This is a genomic window from Haloferax sp. Q22, assembly GCF_001482285.1.
Classification (GTDB): Archaea; Halobacteriota; Halobacteria; order Halobacteriales; family Haloferacaceae; genus Haloferax.
The window spans coordinates 102,908-125,449 of record NZ_LOEP01000009.1 but is presented as its reverse complement, the minus strand read 5'-3'; the positions used below and the strand labels follow the sequence as shown (position 1 = coordinate 125,449).

23 protein-coding genes are annotated in these 22,542 nt (G+C 67.5%); 10 read left to right on the top strand and 13 right to left on the bottom strand.

The genetic code is table 11. The annotated features are described in order from the left end of the window. Positions 1-3 precede the first annotated feature (3 nt). The gene (locus AM590_RS03700; protein ID WP_058826271.1) at positions 4-1,050 is read right to left on the bottom strand and encodes an alanine--glyoxylate aminotransferase family protein; all 1,047 of its coding nucleotides are present in this window, start codon (positions 1,048-1,050) and stop codon (positions 4-6) included. A gap of 201 nt (positions 1,051-1,251) precedes the next feature. On the opposite strand from AM590_RS03700, the gene AM590_RS03695 reads away from it, so the two are divergent. The 3 genes from AM590_RS03695 (at position 1,252) to AM590_RS03685 (ending at position 4,641) form a co-directional block, all read left to right on the top strand. Next, entirely contained in the window at positions 1,252-2,265 is a 1,014-nt protein-coding gene (locus AM590_RS03695; protein ID WP_058826270.1) for an AIR synthase family protein, read from the top strand. 165 nt (positions 2,266-2,430) lie between these two features. Continuing rightward, complete coding sequence (locus tag AM590_RS03690; protein ID WP_058826269.1) at positions 2,431-3,759, top strand: cobyrinic acid a,c-diamide synthase; 1,329 nt, start codon at positions 2,431-2,433, stop codon at positions 3,757-3,759. A 162-nt stretch (positions 3,760-3,921) separates the two neighbouring features. Further along, positions 3,922-4,641, top strand: coding sequence for a cob(I)yrinic acid a,c-diamide adenosyltransferase (locus AM590_RS03685; protein ID WP_058826268.1), 720 nt, complete (start codon positions 3,922-3,924; stop codon positions 4,639-4,641). 60 nt (positions 4,642-4,701) lie between these two features. Here AM590_RS03685 and AM590_RS03680 read toward each other — a convergent pair whose 3' ends face one another. The 8 genes from AM590_RS03680 to AM590_RS03645 all read right to left on the bottom strand — a co-directional run bounded on the left by AM590_RS03680 (position 4,702) and on the right by AM590_RS03645 (position 13,166). Further along, on the bottom strand, positions 4,702-5,790 hold the full coding sequence (locus tag AM590_RS03680; protein WP_058826267.1) for a LeuA family protein: 1,089 nt from the start codon (positions 5,788-5,790) through the stop codon (positions 4,702-4,704). Beyond that, positions 5,791-7,059, bottom strand: a complete 1,269-nt coding sequence (locus AM590_RS03675) for a CaiB/BaiF CoA-transferase family protein (RefSeq protein ID WP_058826266.1) — start codon at positions 7,057-7,059, stop codon at positions 5,791-5,793. Continuing rightward, the gene (locus AM590_RS03670) at positions 7,056-8,207 is read right to left on the bottom strand and encodes an ABC transporter ATP-binding protein (RefSeq protein ID WP_058826265.1); all 1,152 of its coding nucleotides are present in this window, start codon (positions 8,205-8,207) and stop codon (positions 7,056-7,058) included. The genes AM590_RS03675 and AM590_RS03670 overlap by 4 nt, the downstream gene beginning before the upstream one ends. Next, positions 8,207-9,073 (bottom strand): carbohydrate ABC transporter permease, encoded by an 867-nt coding sequence (locus AM590_RS03665; RefSeq protein ID WP_058826264.1) that lies wholly within the window; start codon positions 9,071-9,073, stop codon positions 8,207-8,209. Before AM590_RS03665 ends, AM590_RS03670 begins: the two co-directional genes overlap by 1 nt. 1 nt (position 9,074) lies before the next feature. Then, on the bottom strand, positions 9,075-10,004 hold the full coding sequence (locus AM590_RS03660; protein ID WP_058826263.1) for a carbohydrate ABC transporter permease: 930 nt from the start codon (positions 10,002-10,004) through the stop codon (positions 9,075-9,077). Continuing rightward, complete coding sequence (locus tag AM590_RS03655) at positions 10,001-11,239, bottom strand: ABC transporter substrate-binding protein (protein ID WP_058826262.1); 1,239 nt, start codon at positions 11,237-11,239, stop codon at positions 10,001-10,003. The genes AM590_RS03660 and AM590_RS03655 overlap by 4 nt, the downstream gene beginning before the upstream one ends. Before the next feature lie 273 nt (positions 11,240-11,512). After that, a complete protein-coding gene (locus AM590_RS03650) occupies positions 11,513-12,151 on the bottom strand; it encodes a helix-turn-helix domain-containing protein (RefSeq protein ID WP_004967876.1) in 639 nt (212 codons plus the stop codon). A gap of 142 nt (positions 12,152-12,293) precedes the next feature. After that, complete coding sequence (locus AM590_RS03645; protein ID WP_058826261.1) at positions 12,294-13,166, bottom strand: universal stress protein; 873 nt, start codon at positions 13,164-13,166, stop codon at positions 12,294-12,296. Positions 13,167-13,294: 128 nt separating this feature from the next. Here AM590_RS03645 and AM590_RS03640 point away from each other — a divergent pair, with 128 nt between their 5' ends. The 3 genes from AM590_RS03640 to AM590_RS03630 all read left to right on the top strand — a co-directional run bounded on the left by AM590_RS03640 (position 13,295) and on the right by AM590_RS03630 (position 16,076). Next, the gene (locus AM590_RS03640) at positions 13,295-13,966 is read left to right on the top strand and encodes a hypothetical protein (RefSeq protein ID WP_058826260.1); all 672 of its coding nucleotides are present in this window, start codon (positions 13,295-13,297) and stop codon (positions 13,964-13,966) included. 124 nt (positions 13,967-14,090) lie between these two features. Continuing rightward, positions 14,091-15,230 (top strand): hypothetical protein, encoded by a 1,140-nt coding sequence (locus AM590_RS03635; protein ID WP_058826259.1) that lies wholly within the window; start codon positions 14,091-14,093, stop codon positions 15,228-15,230. A 69-nt stretch (positions 15,231-15,299) separates the two neighbouring features. Further along, on the top strand, positions 15,300-16,076 hold the full coding sequence (locus AM590_RS03630) for a hypothetical protein (RefSeq protein WP_058826258.1): 777 nt from the start codon (positions 15,300-15,302) through the stop codon (positions 16,074-16,076). Between the two features lie 36 nt (positions 16,077-16,112). Here the strand turns inward: AM590_RS03630 and AM590_RS03625 are convergent, their stop codons facing one another. Beyond that, positions 16,113-16,580 carry a peptidylprolyl isomerase gene (locus AM590_RS03625; protein WP_008093880.1) on the bottom strand — a complete coding sequence of 156 codons (468 nt, stop codon included), beginning with the start codon at positions 16,578-16,580 and terminating at the stop codon, positions 16,113-16,115. A 110-nt stretch (positions 16,581-16,690) separates the two neighbouring features. Between AM590_RS03625 and AM590_RS03620 the strand changes: the two genes are divergently transcribed. After that, positions 16,691-17,521 carry an alpha/beta fold hydrolase gene (locus AM590_RS03620; RefSeq protein ID WP_058826257.1) on the top strand — a complete coding sequence of 277 codons (831 nt, stop codon included), beginning with the start codon at positions 16,691-16,693 and terminating at the stop codon, positions 17,519-17,521. Here AM590_RS03620 and AM590_RS03615 read toward each other — a convergent pair. Continuing rightward, positions 17,502-17,870, bottom strand: a complete 369-nt coding sequence (locus AM590_RS03615; RefSeq protein ID WP_058826299.1) for a rhodanese-like domain-containing protein — start codon at positions 17,868-17,870, stop codon at positions 17,502-17,504. The genes AM590_RS03620 and AM590_RS03615 overlap by 20 nt on opposite strands. Positions 17,871-18,016: 146 nt before the next feature. Between AM590_RS03615 and AM590_RS03610 the strand changes: the two genes are divergently transcribed. The 3 genes from AM590_RS03610 to AM590_RS03600 all read left to right on the top strand — a co-directional run bounded on the left by AM590_RS03610 (position 18,017) and on the right by AM590_RS03600 (position 20,964). Further along, positions 18,017-18,622, top strand: coding sequence for a bifunctional 2-polyprenyl-6-hydroxyphenol methylase/3-demethylubiquinol 3-O-methyltransferase UbiG (locus AM590_RS03610; RefSeq protein ID WP_058826256.1), 606 nt, complete (start codon positions 18,017-18,019; stop codon positions 18,620-18,622). Between the two features lie 796 nt (positions 18,623-19,418). Beyond that, positions 19,419-19,946 carry a hypothetical protein gene (locus tag AM590_RS21075; protein ID WP_253805840.1) on the top strand — a complete coding sequence of 176 codons (528 nt, stop codon included), beginning with the start codon at positions 19,419-19,421 and terminating at the stop codon, positions 19,944-19,946. 142 nt (positions 19,947-20,088) lie between these two features. Continuing rightward, entirely contained in the window at positions 20,089-20,964 is an 876-nt protein-coding gene (locus AM590_RS03600) for an amidohydrolase family protein (RefSeq protein ID WP_058826254.1), read from the top strand. 79 nt (positions 20,965-21,043) lie between these two features. Here AM590_RS03600 and AM590_RS03595 read toward each other — a convergent pair whose 3' ends face one another. After that, on the bottom strand, positions 21,044-21,808 hold the full coding sequence (locus tag AM590_RS03595) for an enoyl-CoA hydratase/isomerase family protein (protein ID WP_058826253.1): 765 nt from the start codon (positions 21,806-21,808) through the stop codon (positions 21,044-21,046). Positions 21,809-21,898: 90 nt separating this feature from the next. Then, positions 21,899-22,537, bottom strand: a complete 639-nt coding sequence (locus AM590_RS03590) for a helix-turn-helix domain-containing protein (protein ID WP_058826252.1) — start codon at positions 22,535-22,537, stop codon at positions 21,899-21,901. Positions 22,538-22,542: the final 5 nt, after the last annotated feature.

Below are 22,542 nucleotides of genomic sequence, written 5' to 3'. Positions count from 1 at the left end.
TCCTCAGACGACGGACGAGAGCGCGTCCATCACGCGGTCGACCTTCTCCATGTCGGCGTTGTAACCCATGTGGCCGACCCGGAGGATGTCGTCTTCGAGGTCGGCGAGACCGGTCGCGAGGACGATGTCGTGTTCGGCTTCGAGTTCCGATTGGACACGTTTCGCCTCGCCGGGGAGGTGGAACGCCGTCACCGTCGGGGCGCTCCGGTCGGCGTCGGGATAGATATCGAGTCCGAGGTCGGTCCCGCACTCGCGGCAGTACGCGGCGGCCTCCTCGTGGCGCTCGTAGACGGAATCGAGGCCCTCCTCGAGGAGCATCGACAGCGACTCGTCGAGGGCGGCGACGTTCGCGCCGAGGTGGGTGTACGGGAAGCCCTCGCTCGTGTCGCGCCACGGCAAGAGGTTCGTGTAGAGGGAGTCGGGATCGCGCTCCTCGATGACCTCCCACGCGCGGTCGCTGACGGCGGCCGTCGTCAGCCCCGGCGGCGAGCTAAACGCCTTCTGGGACGCGCCGAGGTTGATGTCGATGTGTTCGCTCGGGACGGGCGTCCCGCCGAGCGATGAGACGGCGTCGACGATGGTCAGCACACCGTGGTCGGAGAGCAGTTCGAGCACCGGCTCGATGTCGTTGAGCGTGCCCGTCGGCGTCTCGCAGTGAACCATCGTGGCAACCTCGAACTCGCTCTCGTCGAGCGCCGCTTCGACGCCAGCGAGGTCGAGCGGGTCGGTGTAGTCGGCGCCGACGACGGTCGGCTCACCACCGTAACTCTCGACGAAGTCCGCGAAGCCGTCGCCGTAGAGTCCGTTCGAGACGCAGAGCACGCCGTCGCCGGGGGTGACCGTGGAGGCGATGGCGGCTTCGAGACCGAGGATACCCTCGCCGCCCATGACGACCACGTCGTCGTCGGTGTCGTAGACGCGCCCGAGTTTGTCGCAGACGCCGTCGTAGGTGTCGAAGAAGGACTGCTCGATGTCGGGGTTCGGCATCGGCTCGCTCAGCCGGTCGCGGACCCGCGGCGGAACGGCCGTGGGGCCGGGTGTCATCAGCATGGATTCCCGTTACGAACAGAGCGTCTTAGCAGTACGGCATCCGCGGTGGGTGTCCGCCCACGGCCTGCTCGTCGGGGGCGGCGGTCAGCGGACGTGGCCAGCAGTCGGCGGACGTAGCCGGCAGATGCGGCCGGCGGGCACGACCGTCCGGCTGGCAGCGGACGGGAAGGCACAAAAGCGCCCTCGCCGTCACCCACGTGTATGGGCAAACTCTCACCTGCGGACCTCGACCGCTACGTCTTCTCGCGGACGGGGGCCCCCAACGACGACCTGCTCGTCGGGGCCGGCTACGGCGAGGACGCCGCCGCCGTCGCCACCGGCGAGGGGACGATGGTCGTCAGCACCGACCCCATCTCGCTCGCCGCCGAGCGCATCGGCACCCTCGGCGTCGCTATCGCCAGCAACGACGTGGCCGCCTGCGGGGGCGTGCCCGAGTGGCTCGTGAGCACCGTCCTCCTCCCCGAACCCGACGTGGACCTGCTCGACGACATCACCGCCCAACTCGACGCGGAGGCCAACAGACTCGGCATCAGTATCGTCGGCGGCCACACCGAGACGGTCGCCGGTCTCTCCCGGCCGCTCCTGTCGCTCACCTGTATGGGTCCGACCGACCGGTACGTCCCGACCGGCGGCGCGGAACCCGGCGACGCGGTGATTCTCACCAAGGGTGCCGGCGTCGAGGGCACCGCCGTCCTCGCCACCGACTTCCGCGCCGACCTCGATGCCGCCGGCGTCGACGCCGAGACGGTCGACCGCGCCGCGGGTTTCTTCGACGACATCAGCGTCCTCCCCGAGTCCGCGGTGCTCGCCGCCGCCGCAACCGCGATGCACGACCCGACCGAGGGCGGCGTCCTCAACGGACTGGTCGAACTCGCCTGTGCCTCCGGCGTCCGAATCGAGGTCGACGCCGACGACGTGCCCGTCCACCCCGAGACGCGGGCGCTCTGTGACGCGATGGGCGTCGACCCGATGCGGATTCTCGGCTCCGGGGCGCTCCTCGCGGCGGTCCCCGGCGACGAGGCCGACGAGGTTCTCGCCGCGCTCGACGACGAGGGAATCGAGGCGACGGTCGTCGGAACCGTCGAAGCGACTGGAGACGGCCCGGGTGCAAACGCGGCCGGAGACACCGACGTTGGTTCGGACGCGGGCGTCGTCTACGACGGGACGCACTACGCCGACGGCGTTGAAGACGACATGTACGACCTCTGGGACTGAGCCGAACGCGAGTCGCCGACCTACGCTGCCCCCGCCGACGCCGGCCGAACCCAATACAACTTTGACTACTGAAGATGCACTTGTAGACATGACTGCCGAACGCCCGTCTCGACTCGCGAGCGACCCGCCGGAAGCGCCGTCCACGACGCGGACCGCGGTGACCAGATGAGAGGCATCGTCGTCGCCGGCACGGCCTCCGGCGTCGGGAAGACGGTCACGACGCTCGCGGTGTGCCGCGCGCTCGAACGCGAGGGGTACGCGGTCCAACCGGCCAAGGCCGGCCCCGACTTCATCGACCCCTCGCACCACGCCGCAGTCGTCGGGAAGCCGTCGCGGACGCTCGACCCGTGGCTCGAAGGCGAGGACGGCATGCGCCGGACCTACGCCCGTGGTGAGGGCGACATCTGCGTCGTCGAGGGCATGATGGGCCTCTACGACGGCGACACCTCGACGGCCCGCGTCGCCGCCCTCCTCGACCTCCCCGTCGTCCTCGTCGCGGACGCGAGAGCCGGGATGCAAAGCGTCGCGGCGACAGCCTACGGCTTCCGGACCTACGCGGACCGGATGGGCATCGACGCCGACGTGGCCGGCGTCATCGCCTCCCGCGCTCACGGCGGCCGCCACGCCGAGGGCATCCGCGATGCGCTCCCCGAGGAACTGCCGTACCTCGGTCGAATCCCGCCGAGCGACGACCTCGAAATCCCGGAGCGCCACCTCGGGCTCCACCTCGGCGACGAGGCCCCGCTATCCGACGAGGCGCTCGACGCCGCGGCCGAGGGCATTCGCGCCGACGCGCTCGCGGAAGTGGCGCGGGAACCGGAGTGGAACACCGAGGAGTTCGAAGCGGGCATTCGAGCCGAGCCAGTTCAACCCACGAGTTCGGACGGTCCGACGGTCGCCGTCGCCCGCGACGAGGCGTTCTGTTTCGTCTACCCCTCGACCCTCGACAGACTGGAATCGCTCGGCACCGTCTCGTACTTCTCGCCGGTCGCCGGCGACGACCTCCCCGACTGCGACGGCGTCTACCTCCCCGGCGGCTACCCCGAGCGGTTCGCCGCGGACCTCGCGTCGTCGCCGACGCTCCCGGCGCTTTCCGACCGCGCCGCCGACGGCCTCCCGGTGTTCGGCGAGTGCGGCGGCCTCATGGCGCTCACCGAGTCGCTGACGACGACTGACGGCGACACCCACGAGATGGCCGGTATCCTCCCCGCCGACGTGACGATGCGGGAGCGCTATCAGGCGCTCGACCACGTGGAACTCCGCGCGACCGACGGGACGCTGACCGCCGACGCGGGCGAGACGCTCCGCGGCCACGAGTTCCACTACTCGTCGGCGGACCCGGCGACCGACGCCCGGTTCGCCTTCAACGTGGAGCGTGGGACCGGCATCAACGGCCGCGAAGGACTCACCGAGTACCGGACTCTCGGAACCTACGCCCACGTCCACCCCGAAAGCGGGGCGTTCGACCGCTTCGTCTCGCGGCTGACGGACTGACCGCGGCGAGAGCGCGGAGCGTGAGAGCGCGGGCGACGGGGCGGCGAACCTCTATATACCAAGCCGCGACAAGCACCGACCGACGACCGACCAACGCAGGGCGGACCGGACCGGTTCGGTCCGCGCCGACCCGACTGCGACACCGACTTCGAACCCACTACGATGACCGACGAACCCGACGGAACCCACGAGACAGGCGACGAGACCACCCCCGACTCGGTTCGGGCGAACACCCCTGGCCGCGGCGTCCGCCCCGAAGCGGCCGCCATCGAACCCGCCGCGCCCGACGACTTCGGCCTCGTACAGGTGTGGTGGGGCGACGGCAAGGGGAAGACCACGGCCGCGATGGGCATGGGCTTCCGCGCCGCCGGCCACGGCTATCGCGTCCACATGCTCCAGTTCCTGAAGGGCGGCGCGGACTCCGTCGAGGCCGTCCGCGGGGAGTACAACGCCATCGCGGCGATGCCCGGCTTCTCCTTCGAGAACCTCGGCCACTACGGCTGGGCCGGGATGGCCGACGGGAGCGACGACGCCGACCACGAGGCGCAGGTCGCCGCCGGCCTCGACCGGGCGCGCGAACTCGTCGACGCCGCGGCCGACGCCGACCTCTCGAACCCCCTCGACCTCGACGGCCCCCCCGAGGACGGCGTCCACTTCCTCATCATCGACGAGCTTCTCTACGCCGTCGCGATGGGGCTGCTCGACGAGGAAGACGTGCTCGACCTCGTGGAACGAAAGCCCGAGAACCTCGAACTCGTGTTGACCGGGAGCCACGAGAAGCCGACCTACCTCTCCGACGCCGCGGACCTCGTGACCAACGTCCGAAAGGAGAAACACCCCATCGACGCCGGCCAGCGCGCGAGAAAAGGAACGGAATACTGAACCGCGTTGATGCCGGCTCAGTGCCGACTGAGCACCGACTGAGGCTGAGGCAGCGCCGACTCAGAGCCGTCGGGCGATGTCCAGCGCCTCGTCGGTCGGCACCGGCTCGTCGAGCGACCGGAGCGTCTCGACGAGCGCCGCGACCTTCGTTTCGTCGGGGTCGTCGCCGACCCGCTCCAAGAGCCGACGGGCCGCGCCGGTCCCGCTCTGCGGGCCGAAGTAGAGCGTCCGCGACCCGCCGAAGACGGCCGGGTCGAACGGCTCGAACGTCGCCGGGTCGTCGAGCATCGCCGCCGTGTGGAGCCCGGACTCGTGAGAGAACACGTCCGCGCCGAGCACCGATTTCTCCGCCGGCACCGACTCGCCGAGCGCCGTCAGCACGTCGTTCGCCCGGGGGATGAGCGTCGAGGGGTCGAGCGCGGGGCGGTTCACGGCGCGGCTCGTCTCGGCCGCGACGACGAACTCCTCGACGGGGACGTTGCCGGCGCGCTCGCCGATACCGCCGACCGACACGTCAACTTTCTGTACGTCGTGAGCGACCGCGGTGAGCGCGTTGGCCGTGGCGACGCCGAGGTCGTCGTGGAAGTGGACCCCGAGGCGGGTCGGGTCGGCGTCGAGGTCGTGGAGGAACGACGACACCTCGAACGGCGTCTTCGAGCCCACGGTGTCCGCGATAGTGAGGTACGTCGCGTCTATCGAGTCGAACAGGTCGTCGAGGAACGCGGGGTCGGTCCGGAAGCCGTCCATCGCGGTGAAGTGGACCTCAAGCCCGGTCTCGATCGCGGCATCGACCGTCTCGCAGACGAGCGAGCGCAGTTCGTCCTCGTCTTTCCCGAGCAGTTCGGTCCGCTGTCGCTCGCTGGTCGGCGCGAACACGTCGATGACGTCGACGCCGGCGTCGACCGCGGCCTCGACGTCCTTCGGGACGGCGCGGGCGATGCCCGTCAACTTCGTCTCCACGTCTACGGCGTCGCATACGTCGCCGGTCTGTGCGCCCGCGATGGGGAAGCCGACCTGCACGTAGTCGACGCCGAGGTCGTCGAGGGCGCGCACCGCCGCGACTTTCTGTCCCGTCGTGTAGGACGTGCCGGGTCGCTGTTCGCCCTCGCGGCAGGTCACGTCGAGGAGGACTGGCTCCGCGGCCGCCATTCAGACCCCTCCCGCGCGCCGGAGCGCGTCGATGGCCGCGTCGTCGTAGCCGAGCGACGAGAGGATGGCCTCGGTGTGCTCGCCGAGCTTCGGCGGGTCGGTCGATTCGGGGCGGTCGAAGCCGCTGGCGACGACGGGAAACCGCGGGACGCTGACCGACCGCGACGTTCCCTCGGCGGTCTCGACCTCGGTGAAGAAGTCGGTCGCCCGCAAGTGCGGGTCCGCCGCGACCTCGTCCATCGAGTTTACCTTGGCGACGGGAACACCGACCTCGCGCAGACCGGCGACGAGGTCGTCCGCCGGGTAGGTCTCGCATTCGGCGCGGAGCAGGTCCATGAGTTCGTCGAGGTTCTCCCGGCGGTCCGGGAGCGTGTCGAACCGCTCGTCTTCGTGGAGGTCGAGACCGAGCGCCTCGCAGAGCGCCGTCCATTGACGCTCGCCGGAGGGGCCGATGAACACCCACTCGTCGTCGGCCGTCTCGAACACGTCGTAGGGTGCCCAGTTGGGGTGCGACGCGCCCATCGGTCCCGGCACGTCGTCGTAGGCCTCGGTGTACGCGAGCCAGTAGCCCATCATCGAGACGGTGGACTCGAACAGCGGCGCGGTCACCTTCGATCCCTCGCCGGTCCGGTCGCGGCGGTAGAGCGCCCCGAGGACCGCTATCGCGCCGTAGAACGACGCCGCCATGTCGGCGATGCTCGTGCCCGACCGGACCGGGGGCATCCCCTCGTGGCCGGTGACGCTCATCAGCCCGGACAGCGCCTCGGCGATGGGGTCGAGCGCGGGGTACGACTCGTAGGGGCCGGGGTTGAACCCCTTGATGGAGCAGTAGACGAGGCCCGGATGCGTCTCTCGCAACTGCTCGTAGCCGATGCCGAGTCGTTCGGCGGTCCCCGGCGCGTAGTTCTCGACGACCACGTCGGTCTCGTCGAGCAGGTCGAAGAACGCGTCGAGCGCCGCGTCGGACTTGAGGTCGAGCGTGATGCTCCGCTTGTCCCGGTTGACGTAGTTGAACGAGCTGTTTCCGACCGGCGACGACCCGCGGATGAGATCGCCGCCCTTCGGGTGTTCGACCTTGATGACGTCCGCGCCGAGGTCGGCGAGGAGCATCGAACAAAACGGCCCGGCGATGATGTGGCCGAGTTCGAGGACGCGAACGCCGTCGAGCGGGAGCCCGGATGTCGCCGACGCGGTCGCAGAGTCGGTCGCGTCCGCGGTAGTCTCGGCACTTTCGGCGCTCTTGGCGCGCTCGGCGCTGTCGCCGCTCATGGAGTGACGCCCCCGGTCCCCGCGGGCGACGACGAGCGCTCGCCGGCGCGCTCGGAGCCGAAGAGTATCGTCTCGCCATCCTCACCGAAGACGAAGGCGTCGGCGAGGTCGAACGACACGTCGAGACGGTCGCCCGCGACCGCGTCGTCGACGGCGTCGCTCACCACGTCGAAGGGGGTGCCGTCTTCGAGGCGGCCGTGGACCACGGACTCGGTTCCGAGGGTTTCGACGACCTCCACGTCGACAGAGAGCCGACACGCCCCGGCGGAGCCCACGTCGAGATACTGCGGCCTGATGCCGAGTCTGACGCGACCGGCGGGCGAGACGTCGACGCCGGCAGGGAGCGAAAGCTCGAACCCGGGGCCGACGAGTGCGGTCCCGCCGTCTCGCTCCTCGACCGCGCAGTCGACGACGTTGGTCGAGGGCATGCCGATGAACTGCGCGACGTACTCCGAGTTCGGGTAGTCGAACAGCTGTTTCGGCGGGTCGACCTGCGCGAGTTCGCCGTCGCGCAGGAGGACCACCTGGTCGCTCATCGTCATCGCCTCGGTCTGGTCGTGGGTGACGTAGACGACGGTGGTGTCGAGCTCCTGGTGGAGCCGCTGAATCTCGACGCGGAGGTCGGATTTGAGCTTCGCGTCGAGGTCGGACATCGGCTCGTCCAGAAGCAGCACGTCGGGGTCCTGCACGAACGCGCCGCCGAGGGCGACGCGCTGTTGTTGGCCGCCGGAGAGTTCGGCGGGCATCTTCTCCAACTGCGCCTCGATTTGGAGGACTTCGGCGGCCTCGTCGATGCGCTCGTCGCGTTCGGCCTTCGGAACGCCGTGAATCTTCAGGCCGTAGCCGATGTTCTCGCGGACGGACATGTGCGGGTAGAGCGCGATGGACTGGAACACCATCGAGACGTTGCGCTCCTGCGGCGGGAGGTCGGTCACGTCCTCGTCGCCGAACGAGACGGTGCCCGAGGTGGGCGTCTCCAGTCCGGCCAACATGCGCAGGGTCGTCGTCTTCCCGCAGCCCGAGGGGCCGACGAAGGTCGTAAACGAGCCTTCGGGGATGTCGAGGCTGAGGTCGTCGACGGCGACGTGCGTGTTTCCGAGGGTGCGAAACTCCTTTCTGACGGTGTCGAGGTGGATGCTGGTTGCCATTATTCGAGGCCTCCAACGCTGAAGCCCTGGAGGAGGTATCGTTGCAGGAACAGTGTGATGAGGAACGGCGGAATCGAGATGAGAAGCGAGACGGCCATCGTCTCGCCCCAGCCGATGCTGACGCGGTCCAAGAACAGCGACGCGCCGACGGTGATGGTGTACATCTCGTCGCGGCTCATGACGACGCGCGCCATGGTGAAGTCGTTCCACGCGACGGCGAACGCGAAGATGGCCGCGGAGATGTAGCCGGGCCGGGCGACCGGCAGGACCACGTCTCTGACGGTGCGCCAGCGGCTCGCGCCGCGGACCCACGCGGACTCTTCGAGCGCGATGGGGACGGTCTGGAAGTACTGCCACATCAGCCAGATGCAGAACGGCGCGGAGATGGCCGTCAGCGCGAGGGTGAGCGCGAAGTGGCTGTTGAGGAGGCCGAGCGTCGAGAAGACGACGTACAGCGGGATAGCGAGGACGATGGGACTGAACATGTACGAGAACAGCACCGCCCGCGCCGCCAGCGACTTCCCGGTGAAGTCGAAGCGCGTCAGGCCGTAGCCCGCCGCGACCGCGATAGTCGTCGAGAGGACGGTCGACCCGAGGGTGACGACGAGGCTGTTGACGAAGTACCGGACCGTGTCGGTCGACCCGAGGAGCACGAGGAAGTTCCGGAGCGACGGCTCGGTGGGCAGCAGGTTCACCCGCCCGCCGGCGAACGTCGTCGCCGGCGACTGGATGGCGATGACCACCATCACGTACACCGGGATGATGGTGAACACCGAGATGAGAAGCGCCGTCAGGTAGACGGCGATTCGCTGGAGGCGTTTCTGGGTGTCGTGGGAGACGAGACCGCGACCGGAAGACGTCGCCATCTCACGCCACCTCCTTTTCGGGGGCGAACGCCCGGAAGTAGACCACCGCGACGCCGGCGAGGAGGAAGAACATGACGCCGGCGAGCGCCGTCGCCATGCCGAAGTTCACCTCGCTGAACGCGAGTTGGTAGACGCGAATCGGGAGCGTCGTCGTCTGCTGGAGCGGGCCGCCGCGGGTCGAGAGGTAGATGATGTCGAACTTGTTGAACATCCAGATGCCCCTGACGAGGAGGATGATGAGAATCGCGCCACGGAGGTGCGGGAAGGTGATGTCGCGGAACGCCTGCCACGTCGTCGCGCCCTCGACCCGCGCCCGCTCGTAGAGGTCGGGGTCGATGGCCTGCAGGCGCGCGAGCAGGATGAAGAAGGCGAAACTGGCGAACTTCCAGACGCTCGTGACGACGACCGCCGGCATAGCAAACTCCAGGGTCGAGAAGAACGCGATCGGCTTGTCGATGAGCCCGGCGTCGACGAGGAACTGGTTCAGAATCCCGATGTTGGGATCGAGGATGAACTTCCACATGAAGATGACAACGAGCGTCGGTAGGAGGTACGGGAAGATCATCAGCGTCCGCAGGGCGTCGCCGCCGCGGATGCGCTGGTTGATGACGAGCGCGAGCCCCAGCCCGATGATGAGGCTCAGCCCCGTGGTCGCCACCGCGTAGACGACGCTGTTCCAGAGAAAGCCCCAGAACGCGCCGTTTCCGAGGAGTTCGGCGTAGTTGCCAAGGCCGACGAACTCGGGGTTCCGCACCGGCGACGCGAACAGGCTCATTCCGAGCGCGTAGACGATGGGGATGACCCAGACCACGACGAAGAACGCGAGCATCGGAACGAAACACGCCGCCAACAGGAGCGTCGTACCGTCCACGTCGCGCTCTCGGAGGGCCGACCCGGCGGCCGCCAACCGCGATTTGAGGGCCGTACTCATTGCAACCCGCGGAGTTGCTCGGCCAGCCAGTCGACCGTCTCGTCGGGCGTGAGCCCGCCGACGAGAAGCTGGTCAGCCGCCTGTCCGAAGAGCTGTTCGCTGTAGGCGTCGGCCGCGACGATGTTCGGCGCGCCGTCGTCGCCGGTGGCGAGGACGCTCGTAAAGGCGTCCCAGTTGTCGCGGACGAGATTCATCACGTCGGGGTGCTGTTGGATGACCTCGTTTTCGGTCACCTCGGGCGCGTCGAGTTGCTCCCGCGTCGGCGGGAACTGGAACAGCGGCGCGGAGAGCACGAAGTCGAAGAAGCGCGACGAACTCGTGAAGAAGTCCACGAACGCCTGTGCGCCCTCGGTGTTCTGGCCGTCGTTGCGGACGAGGTGGCCCTCCATGTACGACCACCACTTGTCCTGTGCGGCCCCGCTCGGCACGGGGAACGGCATCGGACTGAGGTTCTCGACGAGGTCGGGGCGGTTGGCCTGAATCGTGAGGATGGGGAGGCCGCCGACGCTGGCGATGGCCGCGGCGTTCTCCTGTTGGAGCGCGCCGATGGCGTCGCCCCACGCCCACCCAGAGCCGTTCGGCGAGTACTCGGCCATCGACTGGACCCACTCGAACGTCTCGACGGCCGCCTGTCGGTTGTCGTCGTTGTCGAGTCTGACCTCGATGCCGTCGGAGGGACCGCCGTAAATCTCCACGTCGTTCTGCCAGAGGTACTGCGTCATCTGGGTGTCGGCGTTGTTCGTCTGGCCCGACTGGATGACGTAGCCCTCCATCGACTCGTTGGCCGACACCTCACCGGCGGCCTCGACCCACTCGCTCCACGACGCGGGCATCTCCGAGTACACGTCGTTTCGGTACCAGCCCATGAGCGGTTCGACCATCGCGGCCGCGAAGTACGACTCGCCGCCGACGTTGACCGGGTCGGGCAGGTCGTTATCTTGGACGGCCCCCGTGACCGGCGCGAGGACGCCGTCGCGCTGGAGCCGATACGCGTCCGTCGAGGTGTCGAAAAGCAGGTCCGGCGGGTTGCCCGCGGCGACCATCTTCTGCATCTCGGCGTCCGAAGATGTCCCCTTCGCCGTGTAAATCATCTCGACCGTGTGGTCGGTCTCCTCCTCGAACTCGGCGATAATCTCGTCCATCACGTCCTTCGAGTCGCCGCGGTCCGAGAGGTATCGAATCGGCTCGTTGGAGCCGCCGCCACCACCGCCACCCAGACAGCCCGCCGTCGTCACCGCCGCGGCGCTCCCGACCGCCGCGAGGAACGTCCGGCGCGACGACCCGCGCGTTTGCCGCCCGTCTCCACCACGAGAGTGATTCCCATCTATCATGGTAATTGTAAACAATACGTACACCGGTAGAGGCCACGTCAGTAGTGCCTACCCCTGTTGGCTCTTTATATTGGTTCCCGCGAAAATGGTGACGTGTTTCAGGTGTCTTAGGCGCTTAAAACCCGACCCGCGGCGTGCGCGGAGAGCCGACGCGGTCGGTATCGGAGTCAGTCGAGATCAGGTGCTATCGGGGTTCGCCGGCGTCGTCGCGTCGGCGAGCGCGTCGCTGAGGAGTTTCTTTTCGGCCCGGCGGAGGTGTTCCAACACGGTCGGTCTGCTCACCTCGAACGCCGCCGCGATTTCCTCGACCGTGACGCCCCGCGGCCAGTCGTAGTAGCCGCGTTCGAGCGCGTAGCCGACGACCTCGGCCTGCCGCTTCGAGAGCCGCGTGGAGGGGCCGACGAAGGGTTTCAGCCGCCGGAGTTCGACGGTGCCGAGCGACCGGAGCCCCGAGATGATGGCCTTGAGGTCGGCCCGCCGAAACACGACCACGTCGAAGACGCGCGAGCGCCCGTAGAACTGGCTCATCCGCTGGAGCATCCCGTGGTTCTCGCGGATGACGGGGAGCGCGCCGGAGGACCGCTTGGTGATGAGCAGTTGGTCGTCGCCGACGAGTTCGAGGTCGCGGACCACCTCGCTGGCGGCGAGCCGGTCGGCCATCTCGTCGCGGTGTTCTCCGGCGTCGACGACGAAGCGGATGTCCGTCTCGCCGAGCACCTCGCAGTTCGTCACGACGACCGGCCCGTCGACGAGGTCACTCACGTGCGACAGCACGTAGTCCTCGTTCAGTTCGAGGAGGATGGTCGCGCGGAGCATCGCTATCGAGACCTCCGGCTGTCGGGGCTGGACGGGCGTCCGAGACGGTCCTGTTCGACCACGGCTACTGCGCCGATACGTCGCCCGTGGGTAATAGCTGTATCCCGAGACGGACGACCCCGCCGCCCGCGACCCGCTCGGGTTACTCCTCGCCGGGCGACACCGTGATGACGGGGACGGGTGCGCTCCGAACCGTCTGCTCGGCGACGCTCCCGAGGAGGATTCGGTCCACGCCGCTTCTACCGGTGGTCCCCATCACGACGGCGTGGATGTCGTTACCTTCGACGTACTCCCGAATCGATTCGCTCGGCGAGCCGTGTTCGATGGTCTCGGCGAGCTTCGTGACGCCGCGTTCGTTCGCCTCCTCGACGACCTTCGAAATCGCCTCGTTCGCGCCGCGCTCGCTCTCTTCGCCGGAGAGCATCGACCGAACGTCGAAGCCGAGCGCGGAGTCGTCCACGACCGACAGCACGTGAACCGTCGCGTCGAGTTCGGCTGCGAGTGCGAGGCCGTGGCTCGTCGCTCGTTTCGCGGAGCGGCTTCCGTCGGTCGGGATGAGGATGCGCTCGTAGGGGAACGTCAGCTCCTCGTCGGGCTTCATGCGGGCGGTGAGTACCGGCCGGTCCGACAGGCGGACGACCTTCTCCGTGACGCTCCCGCGGAGCTGTCGGGAGATGCCTTTGCGCCCGCGGGTCGGCATCACGACGAGGTCGTAGTCGTACTCGTCGGCGTACTCGACGATGGTGGGGGCAGGGTTGCCCTGCACCACGTCCGTCGAGTAATCGACGCCGAGGTTCTGGAGCGTCTCCGCCGCCTCCTCGACGACGCTCTCGCCCTCGCGTTCGAGCGCGTCGACCACGTCGTTCCCGACCACGGTGACGCTGTCGCGGGTCGTGTCGGCGACGAAGAGCAGTCGTATCTCCGCGTCGTCCCAGTGGGCGAGTTCGCTGGCGTGGTGGAGAACCGCGCTCGACGACGTGCTCTCGTCGACGGGCAGGAGGATGCGCTCGTACATGGCTTGTCATACACCCGGTCGCCGGTAAGTCCTTTCGCCGGACGGCGACCGCGGACTCCCCCATCGCCGGCACCGCTAGCTCCAACCGCACCACACAGTTATCACTCGATAGTCACAATCGAACGGTCATGGCACCGACAGACGAGTCCCCCCGCGGCAGCACGCGGACGCGACGCCACCGCCGACAGAGCGGAGACGACGACGAAACCGGCGTCGACGCGTGGCTCGACGCGACGGTTTACTTCGGGCTCGGACAGCACCTCCTCCTCGCGCTGCCGATGCTCTGGGTCGCCTTCATGACCGTCTCGACGCCCGTGGCGGTCACGACCGCGGCCGTCGTCTCGCTGGCGGTCGCCTGTCTCGCCATCGGTGCGCTCCGCATGGATGCCGTCTCCGTCGGCGCGCCGTGGCACCGCATCGAGGACAACGAAATCGGTCTCGGTCCCGACGCGGGGTACGGCTTTCTCCTCCGCCGAGCGGCCTATCTGAACGCGACGCTCGGCCTCGGGACGTTCCTCGGCGCGCGCGCCGACATCGCCGGAGCGGGGCTCTTCGGCTCGGTCGTCGTCGCCGGCGGCGTCGCGCTCTGTGCGATGCTCGCGCTTCCCCGACTGCGCGCCGCGCCAGCCCCCACGTCGGCCGCGGTAGCCGGCGTCTACTACACCGTTTCGCTCCTCGTCGTCACCACGTTCCCCGGGATGGTCGACCTGTTCTCCCTGTCGCCGTCGGTCGTGCTCTGCGTGCTCGCGGTCGCGGTCGCCGCCGCGTTCGACGTGGCGACCGGCCGGGACGGGCGCTGACTCGGCCGACTTCGGCCGACCGCCCGCCGTCTTCCTCGGTCACCAAGTTTTCAACCCTCGCGCACCGACTCGTCGGGCATGACACCGATTCCGCGAACGGGACGCCCTCCCGAGGTGCCGCGGCGTGACTGACGCCGCGCTCGCCGACGACCCCGTGGCGGCGCTCCGCACGGCGGCCGACACCCTCCGCGGCCGACGCGAGGCGGTCGACGAAATCGGCCGCGAGGAGCTTCGGACGCTCGCGTCCGCCGTCCGCGACGTGACGGGGATTCTCGACCGCTACGAGGAGCAGGCGACCGACGACCTCGAAGGCTACGTCGCGTTCCGCGAGGCGCTGTCGAACCGACTTGAGGAGGTCCCCGCGGACGTGCGCCACAGCGACGCCTTCATCGACGCAAACGACTCGCTCACGACCGGCATCACGTCGTCGCTGTCGGCGTCGGACTTCGAGCAGGCCAGACGCGAGTTGGCCCCCGCCCGCGAGGAGGCGGCGCTTCTCGACGAACTGGACGAGGCGAAAGACGACTACCGGAACGCCCACCGCCGAGTGCAGGAGCGTGCAGACGAACTCGACGCGCGAATCGAACGCCTCGAACGCGTAGAACGGCTCGGCGAGGTCGACATCGACGCGCCGGTGGACGAGCTCCGCGATCCCATCGAACGGTACGACGACGCCGTGACCGAGGCGTTCGACCGGTTCCGCGCCGAGTCGCCCGCCCGCGAGGTGCTCGCGTGGCTGGCGGCCGCGGAGTCTTATCCGCTCGTCGAGACGCCCAGTCCTCCCGAGCGACTCCGCGAGTACCTCGAAACCGCCGCCATCGGCGACGAGCCGATTCCCACACTCGTCGAGTACGCCGGCTACTCGCGGTCGAAACTCGACCACTACGTGGACGACCCCAAGCGGTTCTCCGCGGCCGTCGGGACGAACAAGCGGTTTCTGGAGACGCTCGACGCCGACCCACTGACCGTGTCGTGGCCGCCGGAGCCCGCCTCGGAACTCCGCTGGCGGACGAAGGAACTCGTCACCGTGGTGAGTCGGTTCGCCGGCGACGAAGCGGTCGCGCGGGCCCGCGAGGTCCACGAACTGACGTACGACGAGTCGTACGACCACCTCCGCACCGCTGCGGTCGCCCGCGCCGAACTCACCGAAGACCAGCGCGACCGCCTCCGGCGGGGCGTCGTTGCCGACGAGTTGGCCTCGGCCCGCGAGGAGCGTGAGCGGGTTCGAGACTGCCTCGACGCCCACCCGCGGCTGGACGAGTAGGAGACTGCGGACGCGTGGACACCTGATAGCGACAAAAAACACTTACCGCGCTCGGCGGAACATCCGACGATGCGTCTCCGGAAACTCGCCCTCCTCCTCGCGGTGGTCGGTCTCGTCTGTCTCCCCGCGCCGGTGTACCTGCCCGCGCTCGCGGAGGCGACGTCGCCGCCGCCGCAAACCTCGCAGTCGTACCGAGCCGAGACCGTGTCGCTCGCGAACCAATCGGACGTCGAGACTATCGTGAGTCGCCACGGGCGGACGGTCTCGATTTCGGTACACCAAGTCAGCCACCGATACTCGGCCGGCGAGTACCGCGCGCCGAACGAGACCCGCGAGGCGCTGGCGACGGCGATGCGGAACGGGACCGCCCGGACGACGGCGGCGGGCGCGCAAGCCGACCTCCGCGCGATAGCGCGGAACAACACGTTCGTCCACGACGCCTACGGCGACCGCGAGCAGTACTACCGGCTCAGCGTGGAAGAAAACGGCTCGCTCGTCACCGCCCGAAACGTCACGCTCCAGCGCGTCGCCAACACCACCGTCGAGCGAGGGGCGTACAGCTATGAACGCCTCTCACCGGAAGCGAGAGAGACGGTCGATAGAATCCTCCGGAACTCCTCGGGCGACGACTTCGGCTACCGACCGCGGGTGAACGACGCCTTCGTGGACCGCTTCCCCGCGCTCGTCGAAAAAGAGGGCACGCTCCACAGCATCACCGCCTACGTGCACGTCGACGGCTTCGGCGTCGGGGGCGCGTTCGTCGTCGGCCTCGGGGTCGCCGGAGTCGGCGCGGTCCTGATTCTCGTGGGGGGCGTGGTGTACGCCGTCGCTCGGTGGCGCGAATAGCGGGAGAAGAACCGCAACGAACCGCGAGACGGCGGCTTAGTTCGCGTCGACGATTTCGACGTCGAAGACGAGCGTCTCGCCGGCGAGCTCGTGGTTGAAGTCGATGCGCACCACGTCGTCGTCGGCGTGGACGATTTCGCCGAGACCGCCCTGCTGGGTCTGGACGTACAGCCCTTCCTCGGGTTCGTCGCCCAGCACTTCGCGGAGCTGTTCGGTCTCGTGCTCGCGAATGAGATCTTCGTCGTGCTCGCCGTAGGCCTTCTCCGGCGGAATCTCGATGCTCTCTTCGTCGCCGACGGACATGCCGACGAGCGCCTCGTCGAGGCCCTCGATGACGGTCCCCGCGCCGACTTCGACCACGAGCGGTTCGTAGTCGCGGTCGCCCTGCGCCTCGGAGAGCCCTTCGGCGTCGGCCACGTCCTGCCGCGACGTGTCGAAAACCGTGCCGTCGGGGAGCTTTCCAACGTATTCGAGCGAAACGGAGTCGCCGGTTTCTATCGTCATACCGCCTACTCTCTGCCGGAGACGGATAAGTGACCGTACTGGCGATGAGAATATAAGCAGTCTGATACATAGGGGCGCGTGCTCATGCTCTCAGCGCGCCACTAGGTCGCATGGCGTTCGCCCGAACGAACGGTATCGACACCTACTACGAACGACGAGGCGAGGGGCCGCCGGTGGTCTTCGTCCACGGGGCGATTCTCGACCACGGCCAGTGGGACCGCCAGACTGAGGCGCTGTGCGACGACTACACCACCGTCTCGTACGACGTTCGAGGACACGGCCGAACCGGCGGGTCCGACTTGGCGACGTACTCGATGGAACTGTTCGCCGACGACCTCGCCGCGCTCGTCTCGGAGTTAGGCCTCGACAGGCCCGTCATTTGCGGGCTGTCGACCGGCGGCTGCGTGGCGCAGGCGTACGCGATGCGGTATCCCGACGGGCTCTCGGGGCTCGTCCTCGCGGACACGTTCTCCCCGGTCGTCTTCGACCGTCTCGAACGGTTCCAGCGACTCGTCGTCCCGCGGTTGACGATTCCGTTCGTTCGACTCGTCGGCTACGAGCGCGTGGAGAAGGTCATGGTCTGGTTCCAAGAGCGGTTGTCGGGAACGGCCGCGGGCGGCGACTACGGAAACGTAGAGCGTCTTCGGGAGCGCGGCCCGCCGATGGCGACCGACGAGTTCGCCAAAGTGATTCGGGCGATCAGTCGGTTCACCGACTCGTCGGTCGTCCTCGGCGACATCGACGTCCCGACGCTGGTTCTGTACGGCGAGAACGAACTCCCGTTCGTGCGCAGGCACGCCGCGGCGTTCGGCGACGGGATTGCGACCGCCACGGTCCGCGCGGTTCCCGACGCGGGCCACGCGTCGAACCTCGACAACCCCGCGTTCTTCGAGGACGCCCTTCGGGAGTTCCTCGACGGCCTCAGAACAGTCGCCAAATGAGCGACCGGAGTTTGTAGCCCAGCGACCCGCGCTGGTAGCCGTTCCACCCGCTCATCCCGCCCGCGAGCGTCGCCGCGTCGTATCCCTCCTCGCGGAGGAGCCCCGTCGCCCGCTTCGCGACGATGCCCATCTTACAGACGACGACCACGTCGCGGTCTCGCGGAATCTCGTCCAGCCGACCCCGAAGCGGGGCGTCGTCACCCGACCGGAGGTCGTCGTAGACGGGGATGTTTTGGCACCCCTCGATTGCGCCGCGCTGGTAGTTCGACTCCGGGCGGATGTCGAGGACGAAGAGGTCGTCCCCGTCGGCGAGGCGGGCGTCGAGTTCGTCGGGGCGAATCGTGGTCACGGCTCTCCCCACGTCGCTGGCGCGGAAAGCGCTGGTGCTTCCGGTGGTCCGGCGCTCCGCCGTCGGTTCCACGTGAGCGTTCGACGCCGTCCCGTCCGCCGGGAACGACGCCGTAACTTGAACACGGCGGTCCGCGTAGCGCCTCTATGGAGTGGGACGAGCGCTACCGGACCGGAACGTACCCGACCGACCCCGAGCCGTCGCCGGTGCTGCGGGCGTACCTCGACGAACTTCCCGACGGTCGCGCCCTCGACGTGGCCGCCGGAAACGGGCGCAACACGCTCTTTCTCGCTGAAAACGGCTACCGGGTCGACGCGCTCGACCAGTCGGGAGAGGGACTCAGCATCATCGACGAGCGCGCTCGGTCCCGCGGGTTCGCCGACCGCGTGGAGACGGTTCAAGCCGATGCGACGACCCACGACTTTCCCGAGTCGACGTACGACCTCGTCACCATCAGCTACTTCCGGACGCTGGACCGCCTCGCGGACATCAAGGCGGCGCTGAAGCCCGGCGGCGTGCTGTTCTACCAGCACCATCTGCGGGCCGACCCGCCGGCGACCGTTGGGCCGAGCACCGACAGATACCGCTTCGACTCCAACGAACTGCTCCGGGCCTGCCTCGACCTCACCGTGCTCTACTACGACGAGTCGACGGAGCCGCGCGACGAGCGACGGTCCGCGACGGCGACGATTATCGCGCGGAACACCCGGGGTGGGGCGCAGTCGTATCCGCGGAGAGGAATAGAACAATAAAAAGATTGCCACACCAAATTGGGAGCGACATAGGGATTCAGATACGCGCCATAACGACCGAAATGAAATAAACATAGAGTACGTTTCCAAGGTACTCGTCTTTTCTTCCCGAGTTAAATTACGGGTACAGTCGACAGCAACCCATTTATTAGGATGGCGACGATAGAATTAGAAACACAATAAGCATTTGAAATAATATTTACTAAAATGTTTGTTACGGGAAAATCCCAACGACACGCTGCCTTCTTTTGAGAAAATATCAAATGAATATTATTTTCGGCATTTCAACTAGGCTCGCCGGTCGGCGAGAGCAGATAGGGTTCAGACGATGTCCCGGCCACGAAGTCGGGCTGACGACCCGTCCGGATTCGGTTCTCTAATCTGAGAAACACATATGTTCTTCCGAGTTCGAACCGATAGTATGTCAACGGACTGGTTCGCCGAATCCGGTTCGACGGGAGAACTGACCGTCGAAAAGCGCGACGGTGCGTGGTTTCTACAATCAACCGAGTCCGATTCTGAGGTGAAATGTATCTTCGAGGACGACAGTTCGCTCTCGGCTTCGTCGGGTCCCCAACGAGTCAGTATCACCGTCTCAAATTACATGAGGGGGCGCGGCAATGAGGTGAACTACCTTTTCGCCTCAATCGGAGATGACCCATCGAGCTCAAGTTCCAAGGCCACGGAATCGTCGGTAGACAGGGAAGGAACAGCGGCCTCGAACACAGATTCAGGCGATACCGAGACTCAGAAGCCAACCCGAACGCTCTCGGAGCTCACTGGGAGCGGGGCGTACGTGACCGTGGAGGCGACCGTCGACGAGGTCGCGTGGGTCAACAAGAACGACCCCGGGACGCCGGACATCCTCGGCTACCTCACCGACGAGAGCGCGCCCGAAGGCGTCGCGTTCGTCGTCCCCGACGGCGTGAGTCACCCGTACCTCGGCGAGGGCGCGCGGTTCGAGTTCGCTGGTGCGAAGGACCACCACTACCGCGCGAAAGACCAAGTACAGTTGATGATAACCGACGCAACGCAGTTCACTCAGCGCACGTCGTCAGGTGAAGGCGTCCACGGGTCGAGACACATCAGCGATCGAACACGGAGTCGGTCACCAGATGACCGCGAGAAACTCGGAAGTCTTCGAAATATCGTCGAGAACGCCATTGGTGACGAGACGTTCGTCGAGACGCAATCGGACGACGACTCGCTCGTCGGGGCGGCGAAGCGTCGGGCTCGAAAACAGCAGCGCGACCCCGCCATCGACCCGCGAACGCGCGCCCTCGCCGAGGACGGAGGAGAGGGTTCGAACCGAGACGACGACTGAGCAGGACCCAAACAGGATTGGCCGGTGACTGATTGGGCTGCGCGTCGAATCGCCTCCCGTGGCGGTACGCCAACGCCGCCGCGCCATCATTCGGTCGGCTCCGTCCGTTCGATTTTTATCGCTCGGCGATAGTCATACACGAATGACCGTGTTGGATTGGCTCGACGAGCCGCGCATCATCGACACGCACGCCCATCAGCCGACCGCGGAGTTCCTCGAAGACGCCGGCGGGGAGATGATGCGGGACGCGGCGAACAGGTTCGGCGCGGAGATGGAGACGTGGAGCTACGAGGAGATGATAGCCGAGTACCGCGAGCACAACATCGGGCGGGCGGTGCTCCTCGGGTGGGACGCCGAGACGAACACCGGGAATCCCCCGGTTCCGAACGACTACGTGGCCGAGGTCAGAGACGCACACCCCGACTTCTTCGTCGGCTTCGGGAGCGTCGACCCGCTGAAAGACGACTGCGTCGAGGAGGCGGTTCGGTGCGTCGAAGACCTCGGTCTCTCGGGGTTCAAGTTCCAGCAAATCGCCCAGGGGTTCGACCCGAGCGACGACGAGCACGCGGCGCTGTTCGACACCATCGAGGACCTCGGCGTCCCGGTCGTCTTCCACGGCGGGAACTCCACGCTCGGGGCGTGCTCGCCCGGCGGCCGCGGCCTGAAAATCAAGTACGGCAACCCGATGCTCATCGACGACGTGGCCGCCGAGCATCCGGACCTCCAGATTCTCATCGCCCATCCGGCGTACCCGTGGGAGAAAGAGCAACTCGCCATCTGCCAGCAGAAGGGCAACGTCTACATGGACCTCTCGGGGTGGCTGCCGAAGTACATCGACGAGCAGGTGCTCCACTACGCGAAAACTGTCCTCCAAGACAAGGTGATGTTCGGCACCGACTATCCGATGATTCGGCCGGGTCGGTGGTTCGAATCCTTCGAGGAGCACTTCGACGCCCCCGAGGAAGTAAAGCGAAAGCTCCTCTGGGAGAACGCGGAGCGGTTCCTCGGACTCGACTGAGGGGAGGACGACGAGACGAGGCGAGATAGAACGGGTGAGTGAAACGGGACCAAAACGGGCCAAGGCCGGGGCCCCCGACTCAGTCGAACTCCGGCGGCCGCTTCTCCAAGAACGCGGAAACGCCCTCCTCGTGGGCGTCAGTGTCGTAGGCGAGGGTCTGGGCGTGGGCCTCGCGTTCGAGGCCGTCCGCCCACGACCGGCCGAGGTTCGCGTGTATCGCTTCTTTCGCCAGCGCGAGCGTCTCCGTCGGCTGTGCGGCGAGCGTCTCCACCGTCTCGTCCACGACGGCATCGAGGTCGGCGGGCTCGACCGCCTCGTTCACGAGGTCGAGTGCCGCGGCGCGCTCGGCCGAAATGAGTTTCCCGGTGAAGGCGAGTTCCTTCGCGGCGCGGAGGCCGACCAACCGGGGAAGCGTCACTGTCGCGCCCGCGTCGGGGACGAGACCGACGTTGACGAACGACGCGCCGAACCGGGCGTCGCTGGCGGCGTAGGCGAAGTCGCAGGCGGCGACGACGGAGGTTCCCGCGCCCACGGCGTCGCCGTTGACGCGGGCGACGACCGGCACCGGGGCGGTGAGAATCGCCTCGGCGACGCGGCCGAGGGTGCCGCGGACGCGCTCGTAGGCCTCGCGGGCGGTCTCGTCGCGTTCGGCCATCGCCCGAATGTCACCGCCGGCGCTGAAGGCGTCGCCGTCACCCGTTATCACCGCGGCGTCGAACGCCTCGGGCGTGAGTTGTTCGAGCGCCGCCGAGAGCTCTCGGGCCACGTCGGCGGTGAACGCGTTTTTCGCCTCGGGTCTGTCGAACGTCACGGTCCGGACGCCGTCGGCGTCGTCGACTCGCATACCCGCGCTACGGGGACGCGGGGTAAATAGCCTCGCCGGCGGACTGCCGGGCGAGTCGAGCGAGTCGAGCGAGTCGACGTCGATCCCGGCTCACGCGAGCAGCGCCCCGAACACCGACTGTTGTGCCCTGCGGAGCCGTTCGAGGAACGCCGACTTGCTGATTCCGAGTTCGTCCGCAACGTCCTGAGCCGTGATACTCCGGGGGAGGTCGAAGTACCCCATCTCGACGGCCGCCCGGAGAGCGGCTTCCTGCGCGGGCGTGAGGTCCCACGCCCGACCGATGGGTGATTCCTCGTCCGCCCGGAGGGGGTAGACGCGCTGGAGTTGGATGCCGACAGTGCCGCCGGCCGTCTCCATCACGCCGCGGAGCACGTCGTAGCCGACGACCGCCCCGCGCATCGTCGCGCCGCCGTCGTCGTACCGCATCGACTCGACGAGGAAGCCGGCGTCGACGAGTTCGTGAACGACGCAGGGGTGTTTCGAGAGACAGCGGAAAGTGTACGTGTCGTCGCCGCGGGTGACGTGGAGGTAGCGGATGGCGTCGTCGTCGTCGAGGGCCTCGGGGAGTCGGTCGTCCGCGGGGGCGGAAAAGTGAAGCAGGACGTTGCCGTCGGCGCGGAGTTGCGGCGCGTTCGCATCGACCGCGACGGGGACCGCGTCGGTCGCCCGCGCCAACGGGCAGTCGTCGCCGTCGATTCGAAACTCGGCCACCAAGCACTCCGCTATCATCGGCG